13 protein-coding genes are annotated in these 16,099 nt (G+C 37.5%); 9 read left to right on the top strand and 4 right to left on the bottom strand.

Translation table 11 applies throughout. The annotated features are described in order from the left end of the window. Positions 1-225: 225 nt before the first annotated feature. A complete protein-coding gene (gene nhaA, locus AC0UMU_RS02895) occupies positions 226-1,578 on the bottom strand; it encodes a Na+/H+ antiporter NhaA (RefSeq protein WP_022390235.1) in 1,353 nt (450 codons plus the stop codon). Between the two features lie 255 nt (positions 1,579-1,833). Next, positions 1,834-3,621 carry a translation elongation factor 4 gene (gene lepA, locus AC0UMU_RS02890; RefSeq protein ID WP_122303940.1) on the bottom strand — a complete coding sequence of 596 codons (1,788 nt, stop codon included), beginning with the start codon at positions 3,619-3,621 and terminating at the stop codon, positions 1,834-1,836. A gap of 295 nt (positions 3,622-3,916) precedes the next feature. On the opposite strand from lepA, the gene AC0UMU_RS02885 reads away from it, so the two are divergent. From AC0UMU_RS02885 to xpt, 9 genes are all read left to right on the top strand, one after another. Next, positions 3,917-4,603 (top strand): two-component system response regulator PhoB, encoded by a 687-nt coding sequence (locus tag AC0UMU_RS02885; RefSeq protein WP_009317250.1) that lies wholly within the window; start codon positions 3,917-3,919, stop codon positions 4,601-4,603. 14 nt (positions 4,604-4,617) lie between these two features. Continuing rightward, complete coding sequence (locus AC0UMU_RS02880; RefSeq protein WP_278716501.1) at positions 4,618-6,387, top strand: two-component system sensor histidine kinase PhoR; 1,770 nt, start codon at positions 4,618-4,620, stop codon at positions 6,385-6,387. A 250-nt stretch (positions 6,388-6,637) separates the two neighbouring features. Beyond that, entirely contained in the window at positions 6,638-6,991 is a 354-nt protein-coding gene (locus AC0UMU_RS02875) for a hypothetical protein (RefSeq protein ID WP_009317252.1), read from the top strand. Between the two features lie 99 nt (positions 6,992-7,090). Next, a complete protein-coding gene (locus tag AC0UMU_RS02870) occupies positions 7,091-9,799 on the top strand; it encodes a TonB-dependent receptor plug domain-containing protein (RefSeq protein ID WP_278716505.1) in 2,709 nt (902 codons plus the stop codon). A gap of 168 nt (positions 9,800-9,967) precedes the next feature. Beyond that, positions 9,968-11,614: an AMP-binding protein gene (locus AC0UMU_RS02865; protein WP_009317254.1), complete on the top strand. Its 1,647-nt coding sequence runs from the start codon at positions 9,968-9,970 to the stop codon at positions 11,612-11,614. A gap of 37 nt (positions 11,615-11,651) precedes the next feature. After that, the gene (locus AC0UMU_RS02860) at positions 11,652-12,947 is read left to right on the top strand and encodes a phenylacetate--CoA ligase family protein (protein ID WP_009317255.1); all 1,296 of its coding nucleotides are present in this window, start codon (positions 11,652-11,654) and stop codon (positions 12,945-12,947) included. Between the two features lie 14 nt (positions 12,948-12,961). Then, entirely contained in the window at positions 12,962-13,387 is a 426-nt protein-coding gene (locus AC0UMU_RS02855) for an amino acid-binding protein (protein ID WP_009317256.1), read from the top strand. Between the two features lie 16 nt (positions 13,388-13,403). Next, complete coding sequence (locus AC0UMU_RS02850; RefSeq protein WP_009317257.1) at positions 13,404-14,105, top strand: Mpv17/PMP22 family protein; 702 nt, start codon at positions 13,404-13,406, stop codon at positions 14,103-14,105. Continuing rightward, positions 14,105-14,671 (top strand): xanthine phosphoribosyltransferase, encoded by a 567-nt coding sequence (gene xpt, locus AC0UMU_RS02845; RefSeq protein WP_278716506.1) that lies wholly within the window; start codon positions 14,105-14,107, stop codon positions 14,669-14,671. Before AC0UMU_RS02850 ends, xpt begins: the two co-directional genes overlap by 1 nt. A 51-nt stretch (positions 14,672-14,722) precedes the next feature. Here the strand turns inward: xpt and AC0UMU_RS02840 are convergent, their stop codons facing one another. Then, positions 14,723-15,328: a class I SAM-dependent methyltransferase gene (locus AC0UMU_RS02840; RefSeq protein WP_278716509.1), complete on the bottom strand. Its 606-nt coding sequence runs from the start codon at positions 15,326-15,328 to the stop codon at positions 14,723-14,725. After that, a complete protein-coding gene (gene hypB / locus AC0UMU_RS02835; RefSeq protein ID WP_278716510.1) occupies positions 15,325-16,095 on the bottom strand; it encodes a hydrogenase nickel incorporation protein HypB in 771 nt (256 codons plus the stop codon). Before hypB ends, AC0UMU_RS02840 begins: the two co-directional genes overlap by 4 nt. Positions 16,096-16,099: the final 4 nt, after the last annotated feature.

Raw genomic sequence — 16,099 nt, 5'->3', positions numbered from 1 at the left:
GCGACAAAATGTTAACAAAGAACCTTTATTTTGTTAACTCGCTATCCACATTTAACAAATCATGTTAAATAAAAAACTATTCCGATCGACATATTTGTTTTATACGAAAACATATCTTTATATTTGATACAGATTTTCATGGAATTAAGGTTTAGGTTAATTAAGTAGTAAAAAAGATAAGGCTGTCGGGATGACAGCCTTATCTTTTTTATGTTTTTTGTCTATTCATAATTCCTCATCGGACAAATGTTTCGGTAAAAACAAATTCAATAATGTATAACCGATAATACCGGCAAGTAATGAACCTAACAGAATACCCATTTTTGCCTGATTCAGTAATAATTCACCTCCGGGCATATCACCGTACGAAAGATTTGCAATGAAAAGAGAAACGGTAAATCCTATTCCTCCTAAAGCAGATACTCCTGCAATCGTTTTCCATGTAGCTCCATGAGGCATAGGCACCCATCTCATCTTTATTGCAATAAAAGTAAAAGAGAATATTCCGAAGAATTTTCCCAATACAAGTCCTAAAAATATTGCCAGACTGACCCCTTGGAAAACAGAAGAGAGGTCAAAACCATCTAATGCTATGCCGGCATTAGCAAAAGCAAATAAAGGAATAATCAAATAATTTATGAGGGGATGCAATGTGTCTTCCAGATCTTGCAACGGACTAATAACCTTATCGGAGGCTGATTCGACACACTTTAATAAATTCAACTGCTCTTTACTCAAAATATGTGTCTCACCACTTTCTTGATTTTCAGATGCCGGAAAACGGGAAACCGTATCTCTAATTTTGTTAATAAATTTTTCGGTATGCATCACAGGATGTGCCGGTACGCAAAATGCGACCAAAACTCCGGCAATAGTCGGATGTATTCCCGAATTGAGAAACAAAAACCAAACAGCAATACCGATCAATATATAGAACATTTTACTATTAATATGCCATTTCGAACCCATTAGTAGAACCACTAACAGCCCAAAAGCATAAAGCAAATAGGTAAAATAGATTTCTCCTGAATAAAATATCGCTATTGCCAAGATTCCTCCGACATCGTCCGCTACTGCCAAAGTAGCCAAAAATATTTTCAATCCGATAGGCACTCTTCTACCCAACATACTTAAAATACCTAAAGAAAATGCGATATCGGTAGCCATCGGAATCGCACTTCCTCTTAATATATCTTCTCCTTCGGCAACCATTCGAAAAATCAGAATTGGCAACACAATACCCCCTACCGCAGCGATAACCGGTAATAAAGCCTGCTTCACTGATGATAATTCACCTACCAACACTTCTCTTTTTATCTCGAGTCCTACGGAGAAAAAGAAAATTGCCATAAGAGCATCGTTTATAAATTGCATCAGAGTCATCGGTTCTCCGTGGTGGCTGAACAGATTGAAACTTCCTATCTGCAATGAGACAGGAACATCCCACCAAGAAAAATACATCGATGCTAAAGGAGAATTGGCTATAATCATGGCCAATACCGTTACCATAATTAATACGTACCCGCCATTCGTATAATTTTGTAATGTACGACGGATTGCAAAAATAGAATCTTTCATAACTTAAAAATCTTAACTTTTTGTAGAACAGAAATCAAGCTGTCACAGTTTAATTATTATCTGTTTTTTTAAAGAAACTGTCTAAACCATACAGAAATATATAAATAATTCTACTCACATCGCAATACGACGCTCCAAATCTAAACAGTATCAGATATACAACGCAAAAATAATATTTTTCGGCAAAAAAACGATATAAAAAAGGAACATCCTCATAAAGAATGTTCCTTTGTCAAAACCGATATAAAGTTTATTTCAGTCTAATTTCAACACGGCAAGAAAAGCCTTTTGTGGTACTTCTACCGAACCGATCTGCTTCATTCGTTTTTTCCCTCTTTTCTGCTTTTCCAAAAGTTTCCGTTTACGACTTATATCCCCCCCGTAACATTTTGCCGTAACGTCTTTACGCACGGCCTTTATGGTTTCACGAGCAATGATTTTTGCACCGATTGCAGCTTGTATAGCAATATCAAATTGCTGGCGGGGAATCAGTTCTTTCAGTTTTTCACACATACGCCGCCCAAACGAAACCGCATTGTCAAAATGCGTCAAAGTAGATAATGCGTCTACCGACTCTCCATTTAACAAAATATCCAGTTTAACTAATTTAGATGGTCTGAAATCGTGGAGATGATAATCGAACGAAGCATATCCTTTAGAGATACTTTTCAACTTGTCATAAAAATCGATAACAATCTCACCCAAAGGCAAATCATAGATCAGCTCAACTCTGTTACCCGAAATATATTCCTGCTTGATAAGCTCTCCTCGTTTTCCCAGACAAAGCGTCATAATCGGCCCGATATAATCGGTTGCCGTTATAACAGAGGCCCTTATATAAGGTTCTTCTATTTTTTCTATCAAAGTAGGATCGGGCAAACCGGACGGATTATGTACCTCTGTCACATTTCCTTTTTTATCATATACTTTATAGGATACATTAGGTACTGTAGTGATAACGTCCATATCAAATTCTCTATCGAGCCGTTCCTGAATTATCTCCATGTGTAGTAACCCAAGAAAACCGCAACGAAAACCGAAGCCTAATGCAACCGAAGACTCAGGCTGGAAAGTCAGTGAAGCATCATTCAATTGCAACTTTTCTAAAGATGCTCGTAAATCTTCGAAATCTTCACTTTCGATCGGATATACTCCTGCAAACACCATAGGTTTCACTTCCTCAAAACCATCGATTGCTTTATCGCACGGACGTGCTATATGTGTAATCGTATCTCCAACCTTTACCTCCCGAGATGTTTTTATTCCTGAAATAATATATCCTACATCACCCGTTCCAAGTTCTTTTCGAGGAGACATATCCAACTTAAGTACCCCTATCTCATCGGCTTCATATTCTTTACCGGTAGCAACAAACTTTACTTTATCACCTGTCCGAATCACGCCATTCATAATCTTAAAGTATGCGATGATTCCTCTAAACGGATTGAATACAGAGTCGAATATAAGACATTGCAAAGGAGCTTCCGGATCACCTGTCGGTGCAGGAATACGTTCGATAATCGATTGAAGAATTTCTTCAACTCCGACACCGGTCTTACCGCTGGCACGTATTATCTCTTCTCGCTTACAACCGATCAATTCAATGATCTGATCTTCGACTTCATCGGGCATTGCGCTGGGAAGATCTACTTTATTGACAACAGGTATTATCTCCAAATCATTTTCGATTGCCATATACAAATTGGAAATCGTCTGCGCCTGAATGCCCTGAGACGCATCTACAATCAACAAAGCCCCTTCACAAGCTGCAATAGAACGGGACACCTCGTATGAAAAGTCAACATGTCCCGGAGTATCGATCAAGTTCAATATATACTTTTCATCATTATATATATATTCCATCTGTATGGCATGACTCTTGATCGTAATACCTCTCTCCCGCTCCAAATCCATGTTATCCAATACCTGATCCTGCAAATCCTTTGCAGCTACGGTATTCGTAAACTCTAATAAACGGTCGGCCAATGTGCTTTTTCCGTGGTCTATATGTGCAATAATACAAAAATTGCGAATATTCTTCATTTATTTTTTCTTAGTTTTTTCTCTTTGCAAATATACGCAATTTTTTGATTCTCCGACAGCAAGTTGTTCTTTAGAACATCTGAGAACGGCACACCCCTTTTCTGTCAATAAATAATGAATGCCTCACCCTAATACCAATCAAATGTTTTTCTTACCTGATCAAACAAATTTTTATTTTTATCTTTGTCAAAAGAACAAAATTACCCCCTTGCAAAGTAATATCTTTGTAATATATATTTCACACTAACGAAACAGTGTTTTCTGACTTTTGTATTGCAATAAAAAATAAACAGTTATGACAAATTACAGAATTCTGGTAGTCGATGACGAAGAAGATCTTTGCGAAATACTAAAGTTTAACCTCGAAACAGAAGGTTATGAAGTAGATACTGCTAATTCTGCAGAAGAAGCACTAAAGAAAGATCTGTCGGTATATAATCTGCTCATGCTGGATGTAATGATGGGAGAAATCAGCGGATTCAAAATGGCAAACATCATTCGTAAAGATGATAATAAAGCTAAAATTCCAATTATTTTTTTAACAGCAAAAGATACGGAAAACGATCGACTGACCGGATTCAATCTCGGAGCAGATGATTATATTTCTAAACCTTTCTCAATAAGAGAAGTTATCGCTCGGGTAAAGGCAGTTCTGCGACGAACGGCAACAGATAACAATACAAATCAAGAAACTCTCTCCTTCGATCAACTTCTTGTTAATATACCACAAAAAAAAGTAACAATCAAAGGAGAAGAAATTACGCTGACCAAAAAAGAGTTCGAAATTCTGAAACTTTTATTAGGAAATCAAGGTCACGTTTTCTCCCGTGAAGAAATACTATCCCGTGTCTGGAGTGACGAGGTATATGTATTAGACCGCACAATAGACGTGAATATCACCCGATTAAGAAAAAAAATAGGAGAATACGGGAAAAATATCGTGACCCGTCTGGGATATGGATACTGTTTCGAAAATGCTTGACTAAAGCTAAAATAATGAGTTATACTGAAAAAGACAAACGCAGAATACCTTTTCACATAGAGCTTTTCATATCGATAGCTTCTTTGTTTATCACATTCATTTTGGTCATTTTCTTTACCCAGTTCAATCTGGATAAAGAGACTCGAAAAGGAATGCTTAATTCGATTCTTCAAGATTACAATAATCTGATATATAGAGAATATTCTTCTTCACAAATGACCGAAGCCAAACTTGACTCTATAATAGCCGGAATTACCGACAAAAACTTACGTGTAACCATTACGACTCTGGACGGAAAAGTCATTACCGACAGCGGGCATAACGATTCTATCCCTCTGCCCAACCACAAAAAACGGCCGGAAATAGATCAAGCAATTCATTCCGAAATCGGATATTCTTTACGAAGTTCCGAAACACGTCCGGGAAAAGATTATTTTTATTCCGCCCGGAAATATAAAGACGTAATCGTCCGATCGGCTCTTCCTTTCGATTTATCAACCGGATCTATGCTGAAAAGCGATAGTCAGTTTACTTATATATTAATCATAACTTCCGCATTAGCTATCATCATACTTTATTATTTTTGTAATAAATTGGGAAAATCGATCTCTATACTTCGAGATTTCTCCAACCGGGCAAAACAAGAAAAACCGATTGATGTAAATATGCCTTTAGCTCATAATGACATCGGAGACATAACACACAATATCATTCGCATTTACAAAAATCTGCATCACACCAAAGAAGAACTGTCTATAGAAAAAGAAAAGTTGATCAAACATTTACAAATATCTAAGGAAGGGCTTGCCGTCTTTTCTCAAGAAAAGAAGGTTATCGTAGCAAATAATCTATTTGTACAATATGCAAACTTGATTTCCGACGAGCCGTTTTCTTCTATCGATGATATTTTTGAAGTACAAGAGTTCAAGCAAATATTCGATTTCGTCGATAAAAACAGCTACCCGAATCATTCCCGTGAAGAAATTATAAGCGATTCATTTTTATTGAGTAAAAACAGCAAATCATTTCAAATAGAATGTATTTTGTTTCAAGACAACTCATTCGAAATATCGATAAATAACGTAACTCAACAAGAAGAGGAAAGTCGTCTGAAACGTCAATTGACACAAAATATCGCTCATGAACTTAAAACTCCGGTTAGTAGTATTCAGGGATATATGGAGACAATCATCGACAATCCGACTTTACCTGAAGAAAAGCGTACACTATTTCTCAATAGGTGCTATGCCCAAACAAAACGACTGACAGATCTATTGCATGACATTTCGATACTGAACCGGATCGATGAATCGAACGATCTTTTCGATTGCGAACCTATATCGATAAATAAAATTATCGAAGAGGTTATTGCCGATACTTCTACTTCATTGGAAAACAAGAAAATGGAATTGGATATTTCACTACCCGAGAATATGATACTGAATGGGAATCATTCTCTCCTATATTCTATTTTCAGAAATCTCACGGATAATGCCATTGCTTATGCCGGTGAAAGGTCTACCATCTCAATTCACTGTTATTTACAAGATGACAATTATTACTATTTTTCTTTCTCAGATAACGGAATCGGGGTTTCGGAAGAACATCTGAACCGCCTATTCGAACGTTTTTACAGAGTAGATAAAGGTCGTTCCCGCAAATTGGGAGGTACCGGTCTCGGACTGGCAATCGTAAAAAATGCTGTATTATTCCATAAAGGTGAAATTTTGGCAAAAAATCAGATCAACGGAGGACTCGAATTTCTTTTCACACTGAAAAAATAAACCTACCGACAATATAGAACCTGTCATATTTATACAACAGGTTCTAACAATCTATCAAAAAATCAAAAAAACAAAGATTTACACACATCTTTTGATCTGTCCCATATTTTCCTTATTGGGCATTCTTATCTTTTTATCCCCCGACTATTATATAAGTTATATGATTTTCTAATACAGTTCCCATTTAATTTATAGAAATATTTTTTATTCTATACTTTAATCTTATTTTTGTAACATAACATATACATTTATGACACAGACTGAAATTTATTTGAACGATCTACAATCTCCCATACTTGAAACATTCAAACCTATATTCAAGAGTATCGAGAAATTTTATGCCACATGTTATCTGATTATTAAAAACGAACATGTTTTGTCTCAAGAACAACCCGAATTATGGGAGGAGAAAATAAAAACCGTACAATGGTTTAAAGACAAAATAGAGAGAAAGTTGAACGATAACAATCTGAATGGAAAAGACATTGTCGCCGATATAGCCAGTGACTATTTCGAAGATTATGTACATTATAAAGAACGCGATTTTAAGATGACTAACGAAGAGTTCATATCTTACATAAAACAAATTCAAAGTTTACCCTAAAAGATATTATCGATTAAACTTCCCAATCATTCGGAAGTCTAACAAGATAACCCCCAACAGAACAAACCTATTTCCAATAACCCTATATAGAAAAACTCCATGAACACATATTTATACAAACTTAAAACATCTGTTGTTTTATGTTTATTAATAGGATTAGGCCCTAGTATATATAGCCAAAATAAAGACAAATCAGAAACATTTTCTCAAGAAGACAAATTAACCTCATATTTCGATATAATCAGCCGCATTCCTCAAGAAAAGTTATATCTACAATTGGATAAGCCTTATTACGGTGCAGGAGAAAGCATTTGGTTCAAAGGTTACCTTGTCAATGCCATTACTCATATCGACAATACTCGCAGCAACTTTATTACGGTAGAACTGATAGACCGCAACGACTCTATCATTCAACGAAAAAAGGTAAAACGACAAGAACACGGGTTTCAGAACAATTTCGTTTTACCTGCCGAAATGCCTGCCGGTGATTATTACATAAGGGCATACAGTAATTGGATGGTAAATGCTGATCCCGAATACATGTATCTCAGGGATATTAAAATAGGAAATGCCATAGACGTGAGCATCCTCTCCTCTATCGAATATCAGAAAACAGATGACGGATATCTTGCTAAAATCAAATTTTTCAACAATACAAATGGGGTATTCAGCAAAACAAAGATAAAGTATACGGTCTTTGACAACGAACTAAAAAAGCCGATAAAAGGAACTTCGGTAACAAACGAAGAAGGATATATATACATCTCTTTGCCGGAATTTAAAACTCCCGATATACAACGTCGCATCGATGTCCGATTTGACGATAAGCAATATACTTATGACAGAACGTTTTTCATTCCTAATTTTTCAAAAGATTTTCATGTCGATTTTTTACCCGAAGGTGGAGAATTATTAAATACGACAAACCAGATCGTAGCATTCAAAGCTTTAGGCAGCGACGGTTTCTCTAAGGAAATAACCGGTGTAATACTAAATCAAACCGGTGATACTATCTCTATATTCGGCAGTGAGTACAGAGGAATGGGAGCTGTCAGTATTTCTCCTCAAGCCGGAGATAAATTTCATGCTATCGTCACATCGAGCGACAATGTTACGAAACGATTCGAACTCCCCGAAGTAAAAAACGACGGGATAAAATTAGCAGCGGTTCACTACAAAGGTTACATACGTTATCAAGTACAAAAAAGTGAAAACACGGTTTTGCCCGATACACTGTATTTATTGGCTCATACACGTGGAGAATTAAGAGTATTGACCCGTATTACTGAACAAAATAGCATAGGAAAAATAAGTGACAAAACTCTGAAAAACGGAATTACTCACCTCATGCTGTTAAACAGCAAGGGGATACCTATCAGCGAACGACTTGTTTTCATCAAACATCCATCTACGGATCAATGGGAGATAAACACGGATAAAAAAGAATATGGAAAAAGAGAAAAAGTAAAACTGAACATTGCAGTAACGAATAGTATCGACGGGATGCCTTTACCGGGAGAATATTCAATCAGCATAACCGACAACAATCTTGTAAAAAACGACTCTCTGGCCGACAATATATGTTCTAATATTCTTTTAACCTCTGATCTAAAAGGATATATAGAAGCCCCCGGATTTTATTTCAAGGATAATTCCGGTAAAACCGAACGTTATTTAGATTTCGTAATGCTCACTCACGGATGGAAAAGATTCAAGGTAAAAGACATAAATAAACTCCCCGATATAAATGTTCAATATCCGGTAGAGCAGGGACTGTACATCAGCGGTACGGTAAAAGGACTGTTCGGGAAAAAGAACAAAGCCCCGATTATTGCACTTGCGCCAACACAAAATATACTGCAAATGACAGAGACCAACCCCGAAGGGAGATTCATGATAGATAATCTTTTATTCCCGGACAGCACTACATTTGTCATTCAAGCTCGAACTAAAAAGGGATTTGCTACAGTTGACATTACAATCGACTCGACGGCCATTCCGAAAACAGTACACAAAATACCTTTTTCCAACGACTCTGTTCAATATATGGATGATTATTTAGCAAACGTACGGGATAAATATTATAATGAAGGCGGCATGCGTGTTATCAATTTAAAGGAAATCGTTGTAAAAGGACATAAAATAAGTCAGGAAAATGAAAATAAAAGCATTTATTCGAGCGTAATGAATTATTCTATAGATAGTGAAGATATAGAACGCACTAATGCAAACTCTGTGTACGATTTACTTGGAACGATTCCCGGAGTGCAACGAAGCGGAAATCAAATACGCATACGGGGAAATAATCGTCCCCCTGTCGTTGTTGTCGATGATGTCATGTATGATGCTCCTGTAGACGAGATGGAACAAAATGAAAACTCATTCGGACCGATCGGAGGATCGATACTCGAATCGATAGTTGTGTCGGATATAGCATCCCTTGAAATCATGAAGGGAAGTAATGCTTCTATTTTCGGAAGCGCCGGAAGTGGAGGAGCAATCATTATCACTTTAAAAAAAGGTGCGGAAGTAAAAGGTGCTCCTTCTCCCGGATTAATAACAATCAAGCCATTAGGATATACCCAAGATGTACAATTTTATAACCCTAAATACGAAACTCCTGAAGAGAAACAAGAATCTACTCCGGATCTCAGAAGTACAATTTATTGGAATCCTTTTGTTACAATCGGAGCAGACGGTAAACAAGAAATAGAATTTTATACTTCGGATAATCCCGGATCATACCATATCGTTATCGAAGGAATAAGTGCCGACGGCAGAGTGTGCCGATATGTAAAAGATTTGTAATCTCGACCGTTCGATAAAAAATGCTGTATGAATTCATACAGCATTTTTTATCGAACGGCTTTTTCTACATCCTTTCTTTAAGATAAATCTGAAGAAAATAGCAAATTGTTTTCCAACCGAACTTTTTTTCGTAAGTTTGTAATTAGAATATTATTAAAAGCCATAAATATGCAACAAAGTTTTAATGCGTATATAGAAAACAGCATTCGTGAACACTGGGAATTGGTCGCTTTATCAGACTTTAAAGGTGTTTCATACCAATATAAAGATATTGCCCGCAAAATAGAAAAGCTACACATTTTGATGAACGCCACCGGCATACAAAAAGGAGACAAAATCGCAATATGTGGACGAAATTCGTCGCATTGGGCAGTCGCTTTTTTCGCCACATTGGCATACGGTGCAGTAGCTGTACCCATACTTCATGAGTTCAAAGCAGATAACGTTCACCATATTGTCAATCATTCTGACGCTAAACTTTTGTTTGTTGGAGACGTAGTATGGGAAAACTTGAACGAGTCGCAAATGCCCAACCTCAATGCGATCATCTTGATCAACGATTTTTCCGTACTTATGTCTAAAAAGAAAAGCCTGACAGATGCACGGGAACATCTGAACGAATATTTCGGAAAGAAATTTCCGAATCGATTTACAAAAGATGATGTAAAATATTATGAAGACCAGCCTGACGAGTTGGCTCTCATAAATTATACTTCCGGTTCTACAGGTTTTTCAAAAGGTGTAATGCTCTCTTATCGCAGCATTTGGTCGAACTTGAAATTTTGTTTGGAGAATCTCGATTTTTTGCATGAAGGTGACGGGACAGTATCGATGCTTCCGATGGCACATATGTACGGTTTGGCCGTAGAACTGATGCATCCTTTTGCAAAAGGATGCCATATTCATTTTTTGACCCGCATTCCCTCGCCTAAAATAATTATGGATGCTTTTGCCGAAGTAAAACCAAAACTAATCGTAGCGGTACCTCTAATTATTGAAAAAATCATTAAAACCAAAGTATTCCCGTTGCTGGACAAACCTTTGATGAAACTTATGTTGATGATCCCCGTTCTCGATACTCAACTTCTTTCAAAAATTAAAATGAAGCTCGAAGAAACGTTCGGAGGGAATTTGCATGAATTAATTATCGGCGGTGCCGCACTGAATAAAGAAGTGGAACAATTTCTGAAAAAAATCAATTTTCCGTTCACGGTAGGATATGGAATGACAGAATGCGGACCATTGATTTCATACGCGCCTTGGGAACAAAGCAGAGCCACATCTTGCGGTAAGATAGTAGATCGTATGCAAGCCCGAATCGACTCGTCCGATCCGGAAAATATCGTAGGAGAATTACATGTCAAAGGGGACAATGTTATGCTCGGATATTATAAAAATAATGAAGCTACAGAAAATGCTTTCAAAGACGGATGGTTGAATACGGGAGATCTCGCCGTTATGGACAAGGATAATTTTATCTATCTCAAAGGCCGGAGCAAGAATATGATTTTAGGACCGTCGGGACAAAATATATATCCTGAAGAGATTGAAGGGAAATTGAACAATATGCCATTTGTCAGCGAATCCATTGTCATTGAAAAAGAAGGAAAACTTATCGCTTTGGTTTATCCTGATTTCGAAAATGCCGGAAAAGAAAACATAACTCAGAAAAATATCGAAACTCAAATGGAGGAGAATCGAATCGCTCTGAATAAAGAGCTTCCGGCATACAGCCAGATAAGTCAAATCAACATCCATTATGAAGAGTTTGAAAAAACACCGAAACGCAGTATCAAAAGGTATTTATACCAATAAACATAACCGACACACATTTTTAAGTTAATTTCCAACTATGTACTATCAACCCGAAATCGAAACGATCAAACGTTCTGAATTACAGAAATTACAGGTCAAAAGGTTGAAAAGAAGCATCGACATTGCGCTTCATTCACCTTTTTATGCTAAAATTTTAGGAGAAAAAGGGATTACATCCGATTCTATATCGATCGTAGAAGACATTAGAAAACTACCTTTCACAACAAAAGCCGATTTAAGGGAATATTATCCTTTCGGACTGGTTGCTACAGATATGAAAAATGTCGTACGATTGCACTCTTCAAGTGGAACGACCGGTAATCCGACTGTTATATGTCATTCACAACATGATCTCGACCAATGGGCTAACCGAGTAGCCCGTTGCATGTATATGGTAGGCATACGGAACACCGATGTATTTCAAAATACATCAGGATACGGTATGTTTACCGGCGGACTCGGATTTCAATACGGAGCAGAACGTTTAGGAGCTCTGACAGTTCCTGCAGCAGCGGGAAATAGTCTGCGGCAAGTAAAATTCATTACCGATTTCGGAACGACAGCCATTCATGCCATACCCAGCTATGCAACCCGTCTGGCCGAAGTCTTGTTCGAATGCGGTATCGATCCTCGAAAAGACACGAAATTAAAAACATTAATTATCGGTGCCGAACCCCATACTGAGGAACAGAGAAAACGAATAGAAGAATTATTAGGAGTGAAAGCATATAACAGTTTCGGAATGTCCGAAATGAGCGGTCCGGGTGTAGCTTTCGAATGTACTTATCAAAACGGTCTGCATCTGTGGGAAGACTGTTTCCTCATGGAAATCATCGATCCTGAAACTTTAGAACCCGTACCTGACGGTGAAATCGGAGAATTGGTACTCACGACTCTCGACCGGGATGCTATGCCGTTACTGAGATACAGAACCCGGGATTTGACCCGGATTATTCCCGGAGAATGTCCCTGCGGACGAACTCACCGAAGAATAGACCGGCTGAAAGGACGTAGTGACGACATGTTTATCGTAAAAGGTGTGAATATCTTCCCGATGCAAATCGAAAAGATTCTTTTACAATTTAAAGAACTCGGGACAAATTACCTGATTACGATCGAAACAATCGGCAATAATGACGAACTTATGATAGACGTCGAGCTCGGAGAGCTATTTACCGACGATTACAGCCAATTACAACGGCTTACAAAAGAAATTACCCATCGATTGAAAGACGAAATACTGTTGACGCCTAAAGTAAAATTAGTCGATAGAGGAAGCCTTCCGCAGTCAGATGGTAAAGCTGTGCGAGTAAAAGATTTACGCAAAAAATAAATAAAACAAAAGATATGATCATACAACAACTTTCGGTTTTTCTCGAAAATAAATCGGGACGGCTTAACGAAATTCTCGACATTTTAGGTAAAGCTAATATTCGTATTATTGCTGCCACAGTAGCCGACACTTCGGAATACGGGATATTGCGATTGATAACTTCTGATACAGCCCATGCCATAAAACTGCTCAAAGAGGCCAATGTCAGCGCAAATACAAGTGATGTAATTGCTCTTACGTGCGATTCTATGGCCGGAACATTCGCCAAAGAGTTGAAATATTTTGCAAAGGAGTCAATCAGTATCGAATATATGTACTGTTTTTCAAAACAAACCAATGCATTTCTTATTATACGCACGAGCAACCAGCATGCAGCATTGGAGACAATAAAGAAATATGGGCTACATAGTATTACCGAAAAGGAACTGATCGAGCTATAATCTTATCGGGAATAAAATGAAAACGAAAGACCTATTATTCGGAGGGATTATAATACTCTGTTTCTTGCCTTTTTTCATTTCGGAATCTTTTTATAACGGATATACGGAATATAATGGATCTCATCCGTATATCATGGCATTTTTTAAATTCGCCATTCTCGCAACATTAGGCGAAGTCATCGGACTAAGAATTAAAAAGGGAATATATAACGAACCCGGATTCGGAATTCTTCCTCGAGCCATCATTTGGGGATTTTTGGGAATGTGGATTGCTGTCGCAATGAAAACGTTTTCTTCAGGAGTCCCCTATTTACTCCAAAGTTTCGGAATAGAAGGCGTCCCCGATGCTATGAAGCAGAGTTTGTCAATGGAAAAAGTATTCGGTGCGTTTTTTATCAGCGTCATGATGAATACGACATTCGGGCCTGTATTTATGACCCTACATAAAATAACCGATACTCAAATATTACAATACGGAGGTAAATTAACAGCATTGATAAAACCTCTTCCCATGGGAAAAATTCTTTCGTCTCTAAACTGGAATGTTCAATGGGGATTCGTGTTTAAGAAAACGATTCCGTTTTTTTGGATTCCGGCTCATACCATAACATTTTTATTACCCGGGCAATATCAAGTTTTATTTGCAGCACTTTTAGGCGTCGCTTTAGGAATTATTCTGTCGATAGCCGCTGTTATGTCAAGAAAAAACAACAACTAATGGAAATATTAAAGAAACGAATATTAGAGGACGGGACTTGTTACGAAGGGGGTATCCTCAAAGTCGATAGTTTCATCAATCATCAAATGGATCCTATGCTAATGAAACTTATTGCCGAAGAGTTTTCCCGACGATTTGCAAACGACCGAATCAACAAGATACTGACTATCGAGGCCAGCGGTATAGCACCTGCAATCATGACCGGTTACACAATGCAATTGCCCGTTGTTTTTGCAAAGAAAAAAGAGCCGAAAACTATGCGTCATGCCTTAAGCACAATAGTACATTCTTTCACAAAAGACCGGGAATATCCGGTAAGCATAAGTGCAGAATATTTAAAACCTGGAGACCGAATATTATGCATCGACGATTTCCTCGCATACGGAAATGCAGCTTTCGGATTAATCGACCTGATCCGTCAATCAGGTGCGACATTGACAGGAATGGGGTTCATTATTGAGAAAACATTTCAACACGGAGGAGACCAATTGAGAGAAATGGGTATTCATGTAGAATCACTCGCTCGTATAAAAAGTTTGGAGAACTGCCAGATAATTATAGAATAACAATAAAATAGGGAATAACTAATTCTGATTATTCCCTTATTTTATAAGTCTCTATCCGTTTTTTACCTTCGAGGTAATAATCAAATAATAAAAATCACTATTCTCGACAGCTTCCAAAACACGCAAACCAACTTGTTCTAATTTTCGTTTTTGGGTCTGTACATCAGTCAACATATCCTCCGAAACCCGATCATCCCGCATTCGGTGCATCCGATTCAACTCTTGTCGGCTCTGAGAATGAGCAATAAGCAATACTCCATCCGGTTTTAAATTATGAGAAACCAATCGAGAAACAGTCTCTTCTCTAAATTCTAAATGAGGAAATACAGAATAAAGCAATATTTGATGATAGCGTCCCGGAATATCATCTGATTCTGCATCTGCAACCTGAAAAGAAAGATGAGAATCATCTCCATATTTACGTGAAGCTACCGCTATCATTCCCGGAGACATATCGATTGCCCGAATATTTCCTTCATGATTTAATTCCCGAATATAAGGAATCAAAACACCAGTTCCAGTCCCCACATCCAAAACAGAATCGCCTGATTGTATAGAAACACGGCTTAACAGATAACGGAGTTTCATTTCGTCGTGACGACAGATCGTATCCCACTGTTCACTCATCTGATCAAAGAAAGCGGCTTTAACCTTCATCCGTTTATTTTCTTTACTTGATCACATAAAAAATCACACCATCGATCAATACCCGTTCCAACAGTTGCAGACAGTTCAAAAAATATAAGATTCGAATTTATTTTTAATGCATTATCTCGAATACGCTCTATTTTACTGTCGACATAAGGTAAAAGATCGATTTTATTGATAATACAAATATCCGCACTGTCGAACATGTAAGGATACTTCAACGGCTTATCGTCCCCTTCGGTAACACTTATCAGTACAACCCGTTTATTCTCGCCTAAGTCAAAAAGAGCTGGACAGACTAAATTACCGACATTCTCAATAAACAGTAAAGAGTTACCTTGCAAGTTCATTTTTTTCACCGCATGATGAATCATAGCTGCATCAAGATGACATCCGTTCTGGGTATTGATCTGTGTACAAGGTACTTCTAAGGCACGTATTCGATCCGCATCATTATCGGTCTGCTGGTCTCCTTCAATTACAGCAATCGGTAATCTCGATTTCAGATTAAAAAGAGTCTTCTCCAATAAGGTTGTCTTTCCCGAACCCGGAGAACTGACCATGTTAAGTACAAATACCGATTTAGCCTCAAAATATCCTCTATTCCGAGCAGCTATCAAATTATTTTCCGAAAGAATATTCTGTTCAACCAGATGTTCTCTACTATTACGATTTTCAGAATGATGTCGTCCATGTTCATGAGCTATACCCAAAGCATGCATTTCTTCATGAGTTATCCCGTCTATAAGATGATCACAACCACAAGTCTCACACATAATA

It is taken from the genome of Coprobacter fastidiosus (genome assembly GCF_982245605.1).
Note: the sequence above shows the minus strand (reverse complement) of the source record. Positions and strands in the feature narration are given on the sequence as shown.